At 71.7% G+C, this 16,844-nt stretch carries 16 protein-coding genes; 10 read left to right on the top strand and 6 right to left on the bottom strand.

Annotation, left to right across the window (positions count from 1 at the left end):
* Nucleotides 1-51 precede the first annotated feature (51 nt).
* Entirely contained in the window at nt 52-1,743 is a 1,692-nt protein-coding gene (locus MKK64_RS03765) for a methyl-accepting chemotaxis protein (RefSeq protein ID WP_147727139.1), read from the top strand.
* An 87-nt stretch (nt 1,744-1,830) separates the two neighbouring features.
* Here the strand turns inward: MKK64_RS03765 and MKK64_RS03760 are convergent, their stop codons facing one another.
* Nucleotides 1,831-2,841: an alpha/beta fold hydrolase gene (locus tag MKK64_RS03760; RefSeq protein ID WP_405043834.1), complete on the bottom strand. Its 1,011-nt coding sequence runs from the start codon at nt 2,839-2,841 to the stop codon at nt 1,831-1,833.
* Between the two features lie 345 nt (nt 2,842-3,186).
* On the opposite strand from MKK64_RS03760, the gene MKK64_RS03755 reads away from it, so the two are divergent.
* Nucleotides 3,187-4,506, top strand: a complete 1,320-nt coding sequence (locus MKK64_RS03755; protein WP_243932323.1) for an MFS transporter — start codon at nt 3,187-3,189, stop codon at nt 4,504-4,506.
* Between the two features lie 76 nt (nt 4,507-4,582).
* Nucleotides 4,583-5,380 (top strand): SDR family NAD(P)-dependent oxidoreductase, encoded by a 798-nt coding sequence (locus MKK64_RS03750; RefSeq protein WP_147858299.1) that lies wholly within the window; start codon nt 4,583-4,585, stop codon nt 5,378-5,380.
* Nucleotides 5,381-5,495: 115 nt separating this feature from the next.
* On the opposite strand, the gene MKK64_RS03745 is transcribed toward MKK64_RS03750, so the two are convergent.
* Complete coding sequence (locus MKK64_RS03745) at nt 5,496-5,852, bottom strand: SWIB/MDM2 domain-containing protein (RefSeq protein WP_147727136.1); 357 nt, start codon at nt 5,850-5,852, stop codon at nt 5,496-5,498.
* A gap of 215 nt (nt 5,853-6,067) precedes the next feature.
* Between MKK64_RS03745 and MKK64_RS28040 the strand changes: the two genes are divergently transcribed.
* From MKK64_RS28040 to MKK64_RS03735, 3 genes are all read left to right on the top strand, one after another.
* Nucleotides 6,068-6,190 carry a hypothetical protein gene (locus MKK64_RS28040; RefSeq protein WP_279593021.1) on the top strand — a complete coding sequence of 41 codons (123 nt, stop codon included), beginning with the start codon at nt 6,068-6,070 and terminating at the stop codon, nt 6,188-6,190.
* A gap of 117 nt (nt 6,191-6,307) precedes the next feature.
* The gene (locus MKK64_RS03740; RefSeq protein ID WP_147841307.1) at nt 6,308-6,790 is read left to right on the top strand and encodes a DUF2721 domain-containing protein; all 483 of its coding nucleotides are present in this window, start codon (nt 6,308-6,310) and stop codon (nt 6,788-6,790) included.
* Nucleotides 6,791-6,880: 90 nt separating this feature from the next.
* A complete protein-coding gene (locus MKK64_RS03735; RefSeq protein ID WP_243932293.1) occupies nt 6,881-7,315 on the top strand; it encodes a PRC-barrel domain-containing protein in 435 nt (144 codons plus the stop codon).
* A gap of 3 nt (nt 7,316-7,318) precedes the next feature.
* On the opposite strand, the gene MKK64_RS03730 is transcribed toward MKK64_RS03735, so the two are convergent.
* The gene (locus tag MKK64_RS03730) at nt 7,319-7,756 is read right to left on the bottom strand and encodes a hypothetical protein (protein WP_243932292.1); all 438 of its coding nucleotides are present in this window, start codon (nt 7,754-7,756) and stop codon (nt 7,319-7,321) included.
* Nucleotides 7,757-8,119: 363 nt separating this feature from the next.
* Here MKK64_RS03730 and MKK64_RS03725 point away from each other — a divergent pair, with 363 nt between their 5' ends.
* The 3 genes from MKK64_RS03725 to MKK64_RS03715 all read left to right on the top strand — a co-directional run bounded on the left by MKK64_RS03725 (nt 8,120) and on the right by MKK64_RS03715 (nt 12,201).
* On the top strand, nt 8,120-8,800 hold the full coding sequence (locus tag MKK64_RS03725) for a PRC-barrel domain-containing protein (protein WP_405043835.1): 681 nt from the start codon (nt 8,120-8,122) through the stop codon (nt 8,798-8,800).
* A complete protein-coding gene (locus MKK64_RS03720; RefSeq protein ID WP_405043836.1) occupies nt 8,797-10,146 on the top strand; it encodes an MFS transporter in 1,350 nt (449 codons plus the stop codon). Before MKK64_RS03725 ends, MKK64_RS03720 begins: the two co-directional genes overlap by 4 nt.
* Nucleotides 10,147-10,434: 288 nt before the next feature.
* Nucleotides 10,435-12,201: an ABC transporter ATP-binding protein gene (locus MKK64_RS03715; protein WP_147844649.1), complete on the top strand. Its 1,767-nt coding sequence runs from the start codon at nt 10,435-10,437 to the stop codon at nt 12,199-12,201.
* A 73-nt stretch (nt 12,202-12,274) separates the two neighbouring features.
* Here the strand turns inward: MKK64_RS03715 and MKK64_RS03710 are convergent, their stop codons facing one another.
* From MKK64_RS03710 to MKK64_RS03700, 3 genes are all read right to left on the bottom strand, one after another.
* A complete protein-coding gene (locus MKK64_RS03710) occupies nt 12,275-12,955 on the bottom strand; it encodes a glutathione S-transferase family protein (protein ID WP_243932320.1) in 681 nt (226 codons plus the stop codon).
* Nucleotides 12,956-13,048: 93 nt separating this feature from the next.
* Nucleotides 13,049-14,539: a M48 family metalloprotease gene (locus MKK64_RS03705; protein WP_243932319.1), complete on the bottom strand. Its 1,491-nt coding sequence runs from the start codon at nt 14,537-14,539 to the stop codon at nt 13,049-13,051.
* Between the two features lie 8 nt (nt 14,540-14,547).
* A complete protein-coding gene (locus MKK64_RS03700) occupies nt 14,548-15,381 on the bottom strand; it encodes a thermonuclease family protein (protein WP_243932291.1) in 834 nt (277 codons plus the stop codon).
* A 689-nt stretch (nt 15,382-16,070) separates the two neighbouring features.
* Here MKK64_RS03700 and MKK64_RS03695 point away from each other — a divergent pair.
* Nucleotides 16,071-16,844 (top strand): PAS domain-containing protein (locus MKK64_RS03695; RefSeq protein ID WP_243932290.1); only part of this gene is annotated, 774 nt, incomplete at its 3' end.

The following is a 16,844-nucleotide window of genomic DNA, read 5'->3' as shown; positions in this document are numbered from 1 at the left end:
TTTAAGCGATCTCGGGCGATCTTCGGCTGTCCAACGTGATCGGATAGATCGATGCTCCGTCTTTCAAACATCAAAATCCTGCCGAAGCTCATTGCCGTGATCGCATCGATCGCCGTCGTCGTCGGTGGATGCGTCTGGTATGCGCAGGCGCGCATGACCACGATCGACGACGCCTACAGCCTCCTGATCGTCCACGAGGCGAAAGGTGTCGCGAGCGCGCGCCGGGCAAACGGCCTGATGTTCGAGCTCAACTACTGGGTCTACCGCATCATCGCCGAGACCGACGAGGCCCAGATCAAGAGCGCCAATGCGGGCTTCGAGGCGGTGCTGCCCAACATGAGGCAGGCGCTGGCCGACCTCCGCGAGCAGGCGCCTGCCTTCGGCGCGCGCGTCGAGGCGCAGAACGCCCGGGTCGACCGGTTCCTCAAGGACGTGACCGAGGTGCGCAGGCTCGGGACCGCGAACGAGAACGCGGACGCCATAGCCCTCGTGCACCGCGCCATCGATCCGACCTTCGCCACCATGACGGACGAAGGCAGCAGGCTCGCGCACGACATTGCCGCCTATATGGAGCATCAATCCGACGTCCTGAGCGATCAGACGAATGCGACGCGCTACACCCTGATGGCGCTGGCCGCTCTCGGCCTCCTGGTCGGCCTCGTCGCCGCGACCCTGGTGTCGATCGTCGGCATCACGCGTCCGCTGGGTCGGCTGGTCGTCGTCCTCCGACGTATGGAAAACGGCGAGATCGATGCGCAGATCGCCGAGGCGCGCCGCGGCGACGAGGTCGGCTCCGTCGGCCGGGCCGTCGAAGGCATCACGGCCATGGTTGCCCGGAAGGCCGCCGAGCAGGCGGAGATCAAGGGCATCGCCGACGCGGCGGCGGCCTCCGAGCGCAAGCGCGTCATGACGGAGCTGGCCGACGGGTTCGAACGGGCGGTCGGCGGCATCGTCGGCATGGTGTCCTCCTCCGCCACCGAGCTGCAGGCCACCGCTCAGACGATGACCGCGACCGCACGGGAGACGGCCAGCCAATCGTCCACCGTGGCGGCCGCCGCCGAGGAGGCGGCCTCCAACGTGAATACCGTGGCGGCGGCGGCGGAAGAGCTCGGCTCGTCGGTCCAGGAGATCGGGCGGCAGGTCTCCGGCTCGGCCGACCTCGCGCAGACGGCGGTCTCCGAAGCGGAGCAGACCGGACGCCTGGTTCACGAACTGAGCCAGGCGGCCGCCAAGATCGGCGACGTGGTGGGGCTGATCTCGAACATCGCCGGCCAGACCAACCTGCTGGCGCTCAACGCCACCATCGAGGCGGCGCGCGCCGGAGAGGCCGGGCGCGGCTTCGCGGTGGTCGCCGCCGAGGTGAAGGAGCTTGCCAACCAGACGGCCAGCGCCACCGCCGAGATCGGCAGCCAGATCGCCCAGATCCAGACCTCGACGCAAGGGGCGGTGCAGGCGATCGGGACCATCTCGACGCGCATCCGTGAGATCGACGCGGTCGCCGCGTCGATCGCGGCGGCGGTGGAGGAGCAGGGTGCGGCGACCCAGGAGATCGTGCGCAACGTCGCGCAGGCCTCCGCCGGCACGAGCGAGGTCACCGGCAACATCGCCGGCGTCGCGCAGGCTTCGGAGGAGACCGGCGCCGCGGCCGCGCAGGTGCTGGCCTCGGCGTCCGAACTGTCGCGTCAGTCGGAGCATCTTGGCGCGGAGGTCGCCCGCTTCCTCGCAACCGTTCGTGCCGCCTGAGCCGCCGGGCTTTCCGGGGCGGCTCCGAGGCCGGGCATCGTTCCCGGCCTTCCTCCGTTCGCGGGCCTTCGCCGCGACACCGGGCGGTCAATGCCCGTCGAGGAACTCCAGCATCGCGGCGTCGAAGCGGTCGGTCGCCTCCATGTGGACGAGGTGGCCGATGCCCGCGAACACGATCGCCCGGCCGTTCGGCATCCTCGCGGCCAGCGCCGTCGCGTTGTCGGCGTTGCGGCCCATCCTCGCGGCGAGGTCCGGCGGGGCGTAGGGCTTGCCCGGCGCGTTGTGGTCGGCGCCGCCCATGACGAACAGGGTCGGCATCGGGAGCAGCGGGATCTCGTGCACCACCGGCTGGCCCCAGATCATGGTGTAGGAGTTCACGAACGATTGCAGCCAGCGCGGATACTCGCCCGCTCCCTTCACCCGCTCGCGCACCTCGACGAACGGCTCGATCGCCGATTCCGGCAGCGAGAGCGCGTAGCTGGTCATCAGCTGCCGGCGGTAGGCGGCCGCCGTGAGCTCGCCCTCGCGCTTGAGCAGGGTGTCGTTGGCGACCGGCGGCACGCTGAAGCGGTAATCCTCCAGGCCGAGCGGCGCCTCGAGGACGAGGCTGTTGACCCGGTCGGGGGCGTTGCGTGCCAACCGCACGGCCAGCATCCCGCCCATCGAGTGGGCGACCACGTCGACCCGGCGCAGGTTCAGGTGATCGAGCAGCGCGACGGTGTCGGCGGCCATCGCGTCGAAGGTGAACGGGCCGATGGGCTTCGAGGACTTGCCGAAGCCGAGCTGGTCGGGCGCGACCACGCGGTAGCCCGCGCCCGTCAGCGCCGCGACGACCGGCGCCCAGTAGCTCGCCGGGAAGTTGCGGCCGTGCAGCAGCAGCGCCGTGCGGCCGTTGGCCGTGCCGGTCGGCGCCACGTCCATGTAGGCGAGGCGCTGGGCCTCGCCGTCGCGCGACAGCGCGAGGAAGCGCACCGGATACGGGTAGGCGAAGCCTTCCAGGCCGATCCCGAGCGGCGGTGCCTCCTGCGCCGGCGCCGCCATCGGCATCAGCGGCAACAGGGCGAGCAGCAGGGCGGTGGTCCGCGTCATCGTCGGCATCGGGGCGTCATCCGTCGGATCGAGGCGACGACGCGATGGCGCGTCGCGAAGGCGGAAAAGCGGCGCACGGGCGAAGGATCCCGCGGCCATGTCACCGGCGCGCTGCTCAAGCCTGCGTGAAGCCGCTATGTGCGGGCGCAAGCGCCAGGCGGACCCACGGCGGCCGGCGGCCGGGGTCGGCCCAGAACGAGGTTTTCGACGATGACCGAGACGGCCGGATCGTCCGGACGACGCGCGATCCGCGGGGCGGAGGAGGAAGCGCAGGCGGCAAGCGGCCTCGGCGACGGGAGCCCGGCCGCCGCGAGGCCGGCCGACGGGCTTCCCCCGCGCGAGCGCCTGCTGGCGATGGCGGCGGTGTCGCTCGCCATGACCATGGCGGTGCTCGACGGGGCGATCGTCAACGTGGCGCTGCCGGTGATGGCCAAGGACCTCGCGGTCGATCCGGCCGCGGCGATCTTCGTGGTCAACGGCTACCAGATCGCGGTGACGGCGGCGCTCCTGCCCTTCGCCTCCCTCGGCGACATCCTCGGCTACAAGCGCGTGTACCTCGCCGGGCTGGCGGCGTTCGTCGCGGCCTCGCTCGCCTGCGCCTTCGCGCCGAGCCTCGGCTTCCTGATCGCCGGGCGCCTGGCGCAGGGGCTCGGCGCCGCCGGCGTGATGAGCGTCAACATCGCGCTGGTGCGGTTCATCTATCCCCACCGGATGATCGGCCGCGGCGTCGGCAACGTGGCGCTCGTCGTCGCCGTCGCCTCCGCGGCCGGCCCGACGGTCGCCGCCGCGATCCTCTCGGTGGCGTCCTGGCCGTGGCTGTTCCTGGTCAACCTGCCGGTGGGCGGCCTCGCCTTCCTCGTCGCCTCGCGGACGCTGCCGGCGACGCCGCGCAGCGGCGCGCGCTTCGACGCGTTGAGCGCGGTGCTGAACGCGCTGACCTTCGGCCTGCTGATCGTCGGCGTCGACCGCCTCGGCGACGCCGACGGGCGGGCGATCGCCTTCGCCGAGATCGCGGGCGCCGTGGCGGTCGGCGCGGTGTTCGTGCTGTACCAGCTGCGCCTGCGGGCTCCGCTGCTGCCGGTCGACCTCCTGCGGATCCCGGCCTTCGCGCTGTCGATGGCGACCTCGATCGCCTCGTTCGCGGCGCAGATGAGCGCCTACATCGCCCTGCCCTTCTATTTCCAGGACGTGCTGCACCTCTCGGGCACGCAGACCGGCTTCCTGATGACGCCCTGGCCGATTGCGATTGCGGCGATGGCGCCGGTCGCCGGGCGGCTGGCCGACCGCTACCCGCCGGGGCTGCTCGGCGGCATCGGCCTCGCGCTGATGGCGTCGGGCATCGCCGCGATGGCGCTGCTGCCGGCGCACCCGGCGACCCTCGACATCGTCTGGCGGCTGACGCTGAGCGGCCTCGGCTTCGGCCTGTTCCAGACGCCCAACAACAAGGTCATCATCACCGCCGCCCCGCGCGAGCGCAGCGGCGGGGCGAGCGGCATGCAGTCGACGGCGCGGCTCACCGGCCAGTCCCTCGGCGCGGCGATGGTGGCGGTGATCTTCGGGATGACCCAGGGCGCCGGGCCGGAGCGGGCGGTGTCGCTGGCGCTGTGGTCCGCGGTGGCGCTCGCCGTGTTCGGCGGCTGCGCCAGCGTTCTGCGGCGGGGCAGAGCCGGATAGGCTGCATGCCACCCGGGGCCGGACCGGCGCGTTGATCGGCATCGCGAGACATCGCGGCAACCAGGGATCGACCGAAATGGACATGAACCTGAAGGGCCGCCGCGCCCTCGTCACCGGCTCCACCGGCGGCATCGGCTTCGGGATCGCCCAGGCGCTCCTCGACCTCGGCGCCAGCGTCGGCATCAACGGGCGCACCGCGGAACGGGTCGAGGCGGCCATCGCGGCCCTGCGCGGGAAGACCCAGGCCGGCGAGGCCTTCGCGGCGGTCGGCGACGTGGCGACGGCCGATGGGGTCGCCGCGCTGGTCGCGGCGCTGCCGGACGTCGACATCCTGGTCAACAACACGGGGATCTTCGAGCCGAAGCCGTTCTTCGACATCCCCGATGGCGACTGGCAGCGCTTCTTCGACGTCAACGTGATGAGCGGCGTGCGGCTGTCGCGCGCCTACGCGCCGGGGATGGTGGCGCGGGGCTGGGGCCGCGTGGTCTTCATCGCCAGCGAGTCGGGCATCAACATCCCGGTCGAGATGGTCCATTACGGGATGACGAAGACGGCGCAGCTCGCGGTCTCGCGCGGGCTCGCCGAGACGGTCTCGGGCACCGGCGTCACGGTCAACAGCGTGCTGCCGGGGCCGACCCTGTCTGAGGGCGTCGCCGATTTCATGAAGCAGATGGCCGGAGGATCGGGCGAGGCCGATCTCGACGCCCTCGGCCGCCAGTTCGTCGCCGAGCACCGCCCGACATCGCTGATCGGACGGCTGGCCAGCGTCGAGGAAGTGGCCAACATGGTGGCCTACGTCTGCAGCCCGGCGGCGAGCGCGACCAGCGGCGCGGCGCTTCGAGTGGATGGCGGCGTCCTGCGCAACATCGCCTGACGCCTGATCGGGTCGCGCGGGGCGGCGTGGCGCCGCCCCGTTCGAGCGCACCGTCGAAGCAGGACGATCCGGGAACCGCGTCTCCGGATCGACCCGACGACGGGTCCGGCGCGGCTCAGGCCTTGAGGTGGGCGGCGAGGTGCTTGTTCATCTCGAACATGCTGCACTTGTCCTTGCCGAAGACCTTCTTGAGCTTGTCGTCGGCGAGGATCTCGCGCTTGTTCTCCGGGTTCTGGAGGTTGTGCTTCTTGATGTATTCCCAGACCTTGCTGACGACCTCGCCGCGCGGGATCGGGCTGGTGCCGACGATGGCGCCGAGATCGGCCGAGGGCTTCAGCGGCTGCTGCAGGGCGTTCGGCTTGGCGCCGGCGGCGGCCTTGGTCGCCTTGGGGGCTGCAGCCTTCGCGGGCTTGGCGTCCTTGGTCTCCTTCGCAGCCTTCGGGGCGGCCTTTTCCGTCGTCTTGGTTGCCATGGGGTTCCTCCGGTTCTCGCTGCGAGCGTGAACGTGACATCCCCGCAGCAGGGGTGAGCATAGCAGCAAGAACTAAGGGCTAGCGCAGCCGTTCCAAGGGAAAACTGGAACAGTTCCCTTCATCATCCACAGGGTGTGGCGCCGGCGGGCGGGTTCGGCACCGGTTTTCGCGCCGCGAAACCCTTTCTTCACCCAACCGGAGGACAGATCCGGGCATGGTCAGCACCGCCCTCGCCCTCGCTTTCGTCTCCGCGTTCGCCCTGGTCCTCGGGCTCGGCATCGGCATCGCCGCCGAGCCGAATGCTTGCGATCACCCGCATGGCGGCGGATTGATCTGAGGGCGCGAAGGCCGGAGCGGACGCCGGATCCTCGCGAACCGTCCGGCCGCCCGGACGTTGGCGGCGTCGGAGGACGGCCCTCCCGCCTTCCTCCTCGCGCCGCGGAAACCTCTGCCCATGTCGAGCCTCGAGCCGAACACCCTCGACGGCATCGCGCACATCATCCAGGTGGCGCTGACGCCGGTGTTCCTGCTGTCCGGGGTGGCGACCCTGCTCAACGTCTTCGGCGCGCGCCTCGCCCGCGTGTCGGATCAGGCGGAGCGGGCGTCGAGCCTGCTCGCGGGCGCGAGCGAGGCGGAGCGCCGCCGCCTCGGCCACCGGCTCGACCGCCTGCGGCTGCGGGCGCTGCTGCTCGACGCGGCCGTGGTGCTCGCGGCGCTTTCGGGGGTCTCGACCTGCGGCGCCGTCCTGACGCTGTTCGTCGGCGCGCTGCGCGACGCCACCGTGGCCGGCGTGTTGTTCGCGTTGTTCGGCACGGCGATCCTGTGCACGCTCCTGGCGCTGGTCGCCTTCGGGACCGAGATGCTGTTCGCGAGCCGCGGCGTGCGCAACCGTGTCGCCCTGCGGCGCGCTGAGGCGGAAGCCGGCCCGGAAGGCTGAAGGGGCCCGCGGAACCCATCGCGGGTCCGAGCTTTCCCCTGCGAACGCCCGGGATGCCGGGTCCGTGCAGTCCTGCGAAAGGGTATCGCGATGCCGACAGATCTTCCCAACGAGCGCAGCATCCGCAAGGCCGGCTCGATGGAGCTCGACCCCTCGGCCGAGGGCGTCGCCATCGACGAGACCGTCCGGCTGATCGCCTCCAACAAGGTCGAGGGCACGGCGGTCTACGATGCCGCCGGCAAGCACCTCGGCGCGGTGCACAACTTCATGGTCGACAAGGTCTCGGGCCAGGTCGCCTACGCGGTGCTCGCCTTCGGCGGGTTCCTGGGGCTCGGCGAGAACCACCACCCGCTGCCGTGGAAGGCGCTGACCTACAGCGTCGCGCTCGGCGGCTACGTGGTGGATATCGACGCGGCGACGCTCGCCGGCGCGCCGAGCCACGGCGCCGGCGAGGACGGCTTCGCCGATCCGGCCTATGGCGGCCGGCTCGACGACTATTACGGTCGCGGCCCGAAAGCGGCCTGACGATCAGAACTTGCCGCCGAGGCCGACGCTGCCGCCGGGCGTCAGGGACGGCGTCATGCCGCCCGACGACCCGCCGCTGGTGGGCTCGCCGTCGATCTCCTCGCGGCGGATGCGGCGCGCGCCGTCGTTCGCGGCGCGCGCGTCGTTGCGCTTGTCCTTGGGCAGGTCGAGCGTCCGGGTCGGCGCCGTCGCCAGCGGGCGCCCGTCGGCATCGACGTTGGCCATGCGCGCCTCGCGGCCCGGAAGGGCGCCGCGCAGCGACGGCGGCGGCCCGACCTCGGCCGCCGGCATCACGCCGCCGCCGCCGCCCAGCGCCCCGCCGAGCGCCTGGCATCCGGCCAAGGCCGCGCCGAGGCAGAGGGCGGTGGCCGTCAGCGCGAGCGGGCGGCGGAGGCGACCCGCGGCGGTCGAAGGCGAGGCAGGCAGAGGCGAGGCAGCCATGGGCGGTGAAGTCCTGTCTTCTCGTGGCGGCCATGGTGGGACCGGGCCGCCGTCATGTCGTTGACGGCCTCTCTACGATGCAGTTTGGGCGAAAACCAGACGCCGCCGCGTCCATCCCGGGACGCGGCGCGAAGCCCTCGCCGATCGATCGGGGGCATCGGAGCGGATGCACGCGGCCCGAAACGTGCGGCGCGAAACCTGCACACCAAAACGTGCGGGTCGGGCGACCGGACGCGATTCACAACTTCGCCTTGGTCGAACGGCATGCGAAGGTCGTGCTCTCGTAACCCGTGACGATGCGGCGGAGACACCCGCGCGTCGCCACGGCCGCGCCGCGCCGACGCCAGCACTTGAGGACCTTGCGTGACCACACCGATCCGGATGATCGCGACCGCGACGATCACCCTCTGGACCGCCCTCCTCGGGAGCGCGTCCGTCATGGCTCAGGCGCCGATGGCGCAGACGCCCGCGCCGCAGACCCCGCCGGCCGGCAGCGAGACCGCGCCGGCGACACCGGCCGCGCCGCCCCCGGTCGCCCCGACCGCGCCGCCGCAGGCCCAGCAGGGCACCCCCGCCACCGTCCTCGACACCCAGGATTACGAGAGCGTGCTGGGCAAGAGCGTGCGCAGCGCCAACGGCGACGAGCTCGGCCGGGTGATCGACCTGATCATCGACAAGGAGGGGCGCCCGCGCGCGGCGATCATCGATTTCGGCGGCTTCCTCGGCGTCGGCTCGCGCAAGATCGCGGTCGACTGGCGGGCGCTCCGCTTCACCTCCGACGGCAAGGTCGGACGGCTGTCGTTGCAGCTGAGCCGCAATCAGGTCCGCGTCTCGCCCGAGTACAAGGCCGGCGAGCCGATCGTGGTCCTCGGCCCGGCGAGCCCCGGCCCGGACGGCGAGCAGGCGACGGCACCGGCCGCCGCCCAGCCCGCGCCCGCCCCCACGGCCGCACCGGCGCCTGCCGCCGTGCCGGCGCCGCCCGCGCCCGCGCCCGCCGCGAAGCCCGCGGACAAGCCGGCCGCCGAGAAGGTGCCCGATAAGTGACGGTGGCGCGACCGAAGGACCGCCGCGTCATCCCCCCCCGCGAGGCGCAGCGCCAGGCGAGGCTCGACCACGAGGTCCGCGCCCGTCCGGTCCGGCTGCGCGAGCCGACCGTCGAGCCGGCGCCCGCGGCCGCCGGCGCGGACGGGCTGTCGCGCGCGAGCCGGCGCGGGCTCGATCTGTTCGCCTTCTTCGTCGCCAACCTGCAGACCGGGTTCGGCCCGTTCCTGGCGGTGTACTTCACCCAGTCGAAGTGGACCCAGTCCGACATCGGCTTCGCGCTCACCGTCGGCAGCCTGGTCAGCCTGCTCGGCCAGGTCCCCGGCGGCGCCTTCGTCGACGCGATGCGCTCGAAGCGGTTCGCGGCCGGCGTGTCGGTCGCCGCGATCTCGGCGAGCGCTCTGGCGCTGGCGCTGTGGCCGAACTTCCTCATCGTCCTGCTCGCGATGGCGGTGCATTCGGCCGCGAGCTGCATCCTGACGCCGGCGATCGCCGCGATCAGCATCGGCCTCGTCGGCCATGCCCGCGCCGGCGAGCGCCTCGGGCGCAACGCCAGCTTCCAGGCGATGGGCAACGCGGTCGCCGCCGCCGGCATGGGCGCCTGCGGCTACTACCTGTCGAACGACGCGGTGTTCTACCTCACCGCCGCCCTGGTGGTGCCGACGATCATGGCGCTCTCGGCGATCCGCGCCGAGGAGATCGATGCCGGCGTGCGGACGCAGGAGGCCGAGCCCCGCAGCGGCGACGCGGCGGCGGGCGGCGTGAAGGCCCTGCTGACCAACCGTGCGCTCCTCAGCTTCGCGGCCTGCATGACGCTGTTCTTCCTGGCCAACGCCGCGATGCTGCCGCTCGTCGGCAGCGTCCTGACGCTGCGGGCGAGCGAGACCGCGACGGCGCTCGTCGCCGCCTGCATCATGGTCCCGCAGGCGGTGCTGGCGGTCCTGGCCCCCGCCGTCGGCCGGGCGGCGGAACGCTTCGGCCGCTATCCGGTGCTGCTGGCGGGGTTCGCCGCGCTTCCGATCCGCGGCCTGCTCTTCGCCTACACCGACAACCCCTACATGCTGGTCTCGATCCAGGTCTTTGACGGCATCTCGGCCGCGGTGCTCGGGGTGATGGTGCCCCTCGTCGTCTCCGACCTCACCCGCGGCACCGGTCGGTTCAACCTCGCGCTCGGCGCCGTCGGCACCGCCATGGGGATCGGGGCCGCGCTCTCGACCTCGCTCGCCGGAATCCTGGCCGACCGGCTCGGCAGCCACACCGCCTTCCTCGGGCTGGCGCTCGTCGGGGCCGGCGCCTTCGCCCTTGTCGCGCTGATCATGCCCGAGACCCGGCGCGGGGCGGCACGATGAGGATTCTCGAGCCCTGCACGGGGCGGTCCGGCACCGGAATCGCATACCGGTCAAACGGCGTTCAGCTTCGTGCGATAAAAGCGCGGCGCAGGAACGGGCTCACGCAACGGTTGACGAGGCTGTTGCGTTGCCCCGCCGGCGCTTATTTTTATCCGCGTCCCGTCGTAGTGCCATCCGCCAACGCATTCCTCGTGTCGACCGCCCCGTCGCTCACCGCGTCATCACCCCCTTCGCCCCTCCCCCTTCCGCCGGCCCTCCGCGTCGCCTGAAATCGAGATGCTCATCGCGATGGAAGACCTCTGCCAATACGCCGACCGGCCCTTCGCCTTCGTGGGCCGCTACCTGCGGCGCCGGGCGTTGCCGCATGCGGTGATCCTGATCGCGGTGCTCGGCGCCGTCGGCTTCTCGGTCTCGACCGACTACGCGCTGAAGGGCGTGGTCGACGCGCTGAGCAAGGGGCCGCAGGCGAACCTCGTCTGGGGGGCGCTCGCGGTCCTCATCGCCTTCATCGCCGCCGACAACATGCTCTGGCGCGTGGCCTCGCTCGTCGGCTCGTTCACCTTCGTCGGCGTCACCGGCGACATCCGCCGCGACCTGTTCCGGCACATGACCGGGCACTCCCCGAGCTTCTTCGCCGACCGGCAGCCTGGCACGCTGGCCTCACGCATCACCGCGACCTCGAACGCGATCTTTACGGTCGAGAACATGTTCGTGTTCAACGTGATGCCGCCCTGCGTCGCGGCCTTCGGCTCGATCCTCTACATCGGCAGCGTCAACGTCACGATGGCCCTGGTGCTGGCCGGCATCTTCGCCGCCGTGGTGGTGCTGATGTTCAAGATGGCGGCGGCCGGCAAGCCGCTGCACCACGACTTCGCCTCGAAGGCCGCGAGCGTCGACGGCGAGATGGTGGACCTCGTCGGCAACATGCCGCTGGTGCGCGCCTTCTCGGCGTTCAAGCGCGAGGGCGTGCGCTTCGAGGGCACGATCGCCCAGGAGATGCGCGCGCGCCGCTCCTCGCTGCTCTACCTCGAGAAGCTCCGCATCGTGCACGCGATCCTCACCGTGCTCGCGGTGCTCGGCCTGCTCTACTGGGCGATCACCATGTGGGAGGCGGGGCAGGCGACCAACGGCCAGGTGGTGCTGGTCTGCACGCTGGGCATCCGCATCCTCGCCGCCACCCGCGACCTCGCCGTGGCGCTCGTCGACGCGACCCAGCACACCGCCCGCCTCTCGGAGGCGCTGCACACCCTGCTGCAGCCGCACGACCTGATCGACCACCCCGAGGCGGTGCCGCTCTCGGGCACCGGCGCGCGCATCGAGTTCCAGCACGTCGCCTTCGCCTACCCGGACGGGCGCTCGGTCTTCACCGACTTCGACCTCGTGCTCGAGCCCGGCCAGCGCGTCGGCCTCGTCGGCAAGTCGGGCGGCGGCAAGTCGACCCTGTTCTCGCTGATCCAGCGCTTCTACGAGGCCAAGGGCGGCAAGATCCTGATCAACGGCCAGGACATCGACCGGGTGACGCAAGAATCCCTGCGCGAGGCGATCACGGTCGTGCCGCAGGACGTGTCGATGTTCCACCGCACCCTGCGCGAGAACATCCGCTACGGCCGGCCGGAGGCCTCGGACGAGGACGTGTGGAAGGCGGCCGACGCGGCGCACTGCACCGACTTCATCAACGCCCTGCCGGAGGGCTTCGATACCATCGTCGGCGACCGCGGCGTCAAGCTCTCGGGCGGCCAGCGCCAGCGCATCGCCATCGCCCGCGCGATCCTCAAGGATTCGCCGATCCTGCTCCTCGACGAGGCGACCTCGGCGCTGGACGCCGAGTCGGAGGAGGCGATCCGCCACGCGCTCGCCAACCTGATGAAGGGCCGCACGGTCATCGCCATCGCCCACCGGCTCTCGACCCTCAAGGACTTCGACCGGATCGTGGTTCTGGAGGGCGGCCGAATCATCCAGGACGGCTCGCCGGACAAGCTGACCCATCTCGACGGCTTCTACCGCGAGCTGATGAAGAAGGAATCGATGTCGATGGGCGCGCTCGCCGCGGCCTGAGGCGGACGTCCCCTGCCCTCCCCCGCAGAGGGGGAGGGAAAGTGGAGGTCGGCGTCTCGATCGCCGCCGGAACTCAGCCGACCTTCATCGACCGGAACAGGAAGCGCCGGGCGTCGTCGTCCACCTCGGCCTTGAACGCGTGCCGGCCCTTGAGGCTTTCCGCCCGCTGCGCCGCCGGGCGGGCGCTCACCGTGTCGAGCAGCTGCTTCACGTTCGGGAATTCGAGGATCGCGTCCTCGCCGAGCATGAAGGGCAGCATCCGCGCCCAGCCCCAGACCGCCATGTCGACGATGCCGTACTCGGCGAGCACGAAGCTGCGGCCGGCGAGGTGGGCGTCGAGCACGCCCCAGTGGCGCCGCGCCTCGAACACGTAGCGCTCGGCGGCGTATCCCGTCCGCTCGGCCTCCGGCGCGAAGTGGCGGAAATGCACGCACTGGCCGGAGAACGGCCCGATCCCGGTGGCCACGAACATCAGCCAGGACAGCATCTGGCCGCGGGCCGCCTCGCCGTGGGGCAGGAAGGCCCCGGCCTTCTCGGCCAGATGCAGGAGGATCGCGTTCGAATCGAACACCGTGGCGTCGCCGTCGACGATCGCCGGCACCTTGGCGTTCGGGTTGATCGCGGCATAGGTCTCGGCGAACTGCTCGCCCCTGCGCGTGTCCACCGGGATCGGCTCGTAGGCGAGCCCGGTCTCCTCGAGGCACAACGCCACCTTCATCGGGTTCGGCGCGAGGTTGTAGTAGAAGCGGATCATCGGGTGCGCATCCTGCGTGTCGGCCGGGTCGGGCATCGCGCGAACGCCGCACCGGTGGCAAGGCCGGCGCGCGCCGGAGGGCGGTGGGCCCGCTTACTCCACCACCACCTTGTAGCTCTGCCCCGTCTTCAGCGGCACGCCGCGCTCCAGACCGTTGAGCACCAGGAACCGATCCAGCGCGCGGTCCGGCACCGCCATCCGCCGGGCGAGGTCCTCGGCGTTCGACGAGGCGGCGACGACGATCTGTAGGCGCAGCGGCTTGAGCGAGGCGGTCTCGGCCGGCGAGACCGAGGCCAGGCTCGCGATCCAGCGGCGGAAGGCCGGGTCGGGGTCGGTCGCGCCCTTGGCCGCCATGATCAGGCGGAAGGTGGCGTCGCCGACGCGGATCGCGGCGAGCCGGAAGGTCCAGTCCTTGCCGCGGGACAGGGCGGTCGCCGCCGGATGGTCGGCGATCGGCTGGACCTCGATCGAGGCCGGGTCGATCGCGTCGTTCCACGTCGCCTTGAGGATCGCGTCGAGGGTCTGGCCGTCCTTGGCCTCGACCTGGTCGAACAGCAGGCGCCGGCTGCCCTCGTTGGTGGTGCCCAGCACCGCGTTGCGGGTGTTCTCGATCGAGAAGCCCTCCGGCACCTCGAAGGCGATGCCGAGGCTCGGATGCACGAAGCGGTGCCCGCGCACCGCGCCCTCGCCGGGGTTGTCGCCGTAGGCCAGCCCGTCGATCGCCGCGAGGTAGGCTGCGCGGTCGTCGGTGCCGACGCCCGGGGCCCCGGTGCGCCGCGCGGCACGAGTGACGAGCCCGATGCGCTCGGCCGTGCCCGGATGGGTCGCGAGCATGTCAGGCTCGGCCGCGGTGCCGCCGCCGGCCTTCAGCGCCAGGGTCCGGTTCAGCGCGGTGAGGAAGCGGCCGGCGCCGTAGGGGTCGTAGCCGGCCTTCGCCAGGGTGCGCACGCCGGCCGCATCGGCTTCGAGCTCCTGCTCGCGGGAGAAGCGGGCGAGCGCGAAGCGCGACTGACTCTGGAGCTGGGCGCCGGTGGCCGGATCGTTCAGCACGTCGGCGACCACGCGGCTGACGAGCTGCGAACGCAGCTCGAGCTCGGTCCGGGCGGTGGCGTGGTTCAGCGTGACGTGCGCGATCTCGTGGGCGAGCACGGCCGCGATCTCCGAGGTGTCGCTCGCCAGCGCGACGAGGCCGCGGGTGACGTAGAGGCGGCCGCTCGGCAGGGCGAAGGCGTTGACCACGGGCGAATCGAGCAGCGTCACCGCGTAGGTTTGGTCGGGCCGGTCGCTCGCCCTGACCAGCCGGTCGGTCACCTCGGTGAGCAGGCGCAGGGTGGCCGGCGACCGGTATTCCCCGCCGAAGGAGGCGACGAGCTTGGCGTGGTCGGCATCCGTGACGTTGGCGGGACGGCCGGTGGTGCGCGGCGCCTCCGGCGGCACGGAGACGACGGCCGGAACCAGCACCGCCCCGGTCTGCTCGCCGGCGCAGGCCGAGAGCGCGAGCAGCAGGGCGAGCGCCGGCGCGCGACGCGCCTGCGCGCGGCCGCCCTGCCCAATTCCCGTTCCGCTCCGCGTCGTGCCGCCCATCATGCCGTTCAGCGCCGCAGCGCCCGCTCCCCATCCGTGCTCGCGCCGGCGATCGCCGTGGGCGCCTCCAGCACTTCGATCGTCTCCGGCACCGCGATGTCGAGGGTCGGACCGCGACGGATCTCGACCACCCCGCGCACCCGCACCCGCGCGTTCTTGAGCCTGTCCGCACTCAAACCATGTTCGCGCATCCTGCGCCAAGTGCGTTTCGACACGGTGACCGTGAGCCCGTCCTCCCCCCGGGCCGCGAAGTCGAGATAGGTCCGGCTCGGGCGCTCGCCGACATGGCTGATCGTGCCCTGGACCACGACGAACCGCCCCGCCGCCGCGCGCGGGCCAGGACCGTCCGAGGCCTCGAGCGACGGCTGGTGCCAGAGCCCGAGTCCGGCCGTGCGCGCGGCCTCCTCGACGGCGAGCAGCCCCGGGCGGCACAGGGCGTCGCCCTCGCCGGCATCGACCTGGGCGAGACCGGCACCGACGAGGTCGCCCGCGAGGTCGACCGGTCCATCCGCCTCCGACAGGGCGTCGATGCGCAGGCGGCCCCAGCGGTCGGCCTCGCCGCGGGCGACGACGGTCAGCGGGCGGCCGCGCAAAGCCAGCAACCTCTCGGTCGCGGCCTTGGCGATCTCCGGGTCGTCGGGCCAGCGCACCGATCCGAGCACCGCGCGAGCGCCGGAGGCCAGCGCGAGCTCGCCGCGGGGCTCGACCGCGGACAGGGTCTCCGTCCGTCCGTCCCCGGAAAGGCACTCGGCCGTGCCGGATCGCGGCGCCGCCGCGACGCGGGCGGCCGAGGCGGCGAGCGCGCAGGCGGCGACCGCGAGCATCCGCCCCGTCCATCCCATCGCCACGACTCCCGCTCCGACGTCCGCTGCAGCATGCCCCGGATCGACGCGATCCGCACAGGGCAATCCGGCCACACCGGCGAAGCCGCGGTTGCCCAGTGGACTCGCACGGCGACGATGGTACAAACCTCCGGTACGTCTCCGTAGCTCAGCTGGACAGAGCACAGGTTTCCTAAACGCAAATTGGGCGCCGCATCGGGAAACCGCGCGGCGGATCCGCTCAAATTCGGGGAACGCTTCCGGTCCCGGCGATCCAGGTCGCCGGAATCCTGCCGATCCCGAGCCAAGCCCGCGCAGTGCCATGCGCGGGAAGGTGTAGAGACTAGACGGGCGGCACCTAAGGGCGCCTTCGGGCGCCTAGGGCGAAGGGATAGTCCAGGCCACGAACGCAGGCACCCGCCCGCGGCGGCGAAAGCCGAAGTGGTATGAAACCTGGGGTCGCAGGTTCGAGCCCTGCCGGGGACGCCACGCATTCCACCTGATGCGACGCGGCCGATCGGCCGGTCCGCGACGGACGTTGCCGACGCGCCGGATCGATCGCGGGGGCCCTGCACCAGGCCGGGTCACTAACGCGGCGTGACGATCGTACCAGTGAAAACAACCGAGGCCGGGAACCAGTTGCATTCGCAACTGTTGCTGCCGGGATCGTCCAACCCTGGGTCGATCCCTTGGTAGGACGTGCCCCACCCGTGACCGCAGGCGTCGACAGATCGGAACTCCGGCAGATCATCGCCGGCCTGACCGAAGGGGTGATCCTCGTCGAGCCCGATCAGCGCATCGTCTGGGCGAACGAGGCCGCGCTCGCCATGCACGGGGCCGAGAGCCTCGCCGAGCTCGGCGCGACGGTGGACGAGTACCGGGCCCGGTTCTCCCTGCGCTACCGCAACAACCGCCCGCCGGACCAGTACCCGATCGAGCGGGTGGTGCGCGGCGAGACCTTCCACGACGTCATCGTCGACGTGCGCCGCACCGACCGGCCGGACGTCGACTTCGTCCATTCGCTCCGCAGCATCGTCGCGACCGACACGTCCGGGACGCCGAGCTGCCTCGCGCTGATCCTTCAGAACGTGACCCCGCAATTCGAGGCGGAGGAGCGGTTCGAGAAGACCTTCAACGCCAACCCGGCCCCGGCGGTGATCACCCGCCTGTCCGACCTGCGCCACGTCAAGGTCAACACTGGCTTCCTCGAGATGACCGGCTACACCCGCGACGCCGTGATCGGCCGCAGCGTCTACGAGGTCGACGTGCTCGCCGGCGCGCGCAGCCGCGACCTCGCGATCGCCCGCCTCAACGCCGGCACCACGGTCCCGCAGATGGAAGCCTGCCTCGGGCTGCCGGACGGCGGCACACGGTTCGTGATCGTCGCCGGCCAGCCGATGGAGCTGGGCGACGAGCCGTGCATGCTGTTCACCTTCGCCGACCTCGAGCTGCGCAAGAAGGCCGAGACGGCGCTGCGCCAGAGC

This window comes from Methylobacterium sp. E-025 (assembly GCF_022829705.1).
Classification (GTDB): domain Bacteria; phylum Pseudomonadota; class Alphaproteobacteria; order Rhizobiales; family Beijerinckiaceae; genus Methylobacterium.
Note: the sequence above shows the minus strand (reverse complement) of the source record. Positions and strands in the feature narration are given on the sequence as shown.

Coding starts and splice junctions, on each gene's coding strand:
- MKK64_RS03730 (WP_243932292.1), bottom strand. CDS start 7,756: ATGGCTGCCTCGCCTCTGCCTGCCTCGCCTTCGACCGCCGCGGGTCGC.
- MKK64_RS03735 (WP_243932293.1), top strand. CDS start 6,881: ATGCCGACAGATCTTCCCAACGAGCGCAGCATCCGCAAGGCCGGCTCG.
- MKK64_RS03710 (WP_243932320.1), bottom strand. CDS start 12,955: ATGATCCGCTTCTACTACAACCTCGCGCCGAACCCGATGAAGGTGGCG.
- MKK64_RS03760 (WP_405043834.1), bottom strand. CDS start 2,841: ATGCCGACGATGACGCGGACCACCGCCCTGCTGCTCGCCCTGTTGCCG.
- MKK64_RS03715 (WP_147844649.1), top strand. CDS start 10,435: ATGGAAGACCTCTGCCAATACGCCGACCGGCCCTTCGCCTTCGTGGGC.
- MKK64_RS03745 (WP_147727136.1), bottom strand. CDS start 5,852: ATGGCAACCAAGACGACGGAAAAGGCCGCCCCGAAGGCTGCGAAGGAG.
- MKK64_RS03765 (WP_147727139.1), top strand. CDS start 52: ATGCTCCGTCTTTCAAACATCAAAATCCTGCCGAAGCTCATTGCCGTG.
- MKK64_RS03700 (WP_243932291.1), bottom strand. CDS start 15,381: ATGGGATGGACGGGGCGGATGCTCGCGGTCGCCGCCTGCGCGCTCGCC.
- MKK64_RS28040 (WP_279593021.1), top strand. CDS start 6,068: ATGGTCAGCACCGCCCTCGCCCTCGCTTTCGTCTCCGCGTTCGCCCTG.
- MKK64_RS03750 (WP_147858299.1), top strand. CDS start 4,583: ATGGACATGAACCTGAAGGGCCGCCGCGCCCTCGTCACCGGCTCCACC.
- MKK64_RS03740 (WP_147841307.1), top strand. CDS start 6,308: ATGTCGAGCCTCGAGCCGAACACCCTCGACGGCATCGCGCACATCATC.
- MKK64_RS03755 (WP_243932323.1), top strand. CDS start 3,187: ATGGCGGCGGTGTCGCTCGCCATGACCATGGCGGTGCTCGACGGGGCG.
- MKK64_RS03705 (WP_243932319.1), bottom strand. CDS start 14,539: ATGGGCGGCACGACGCGGAGCGGAACGGGAATTGGGCAGGGCGGCCGC.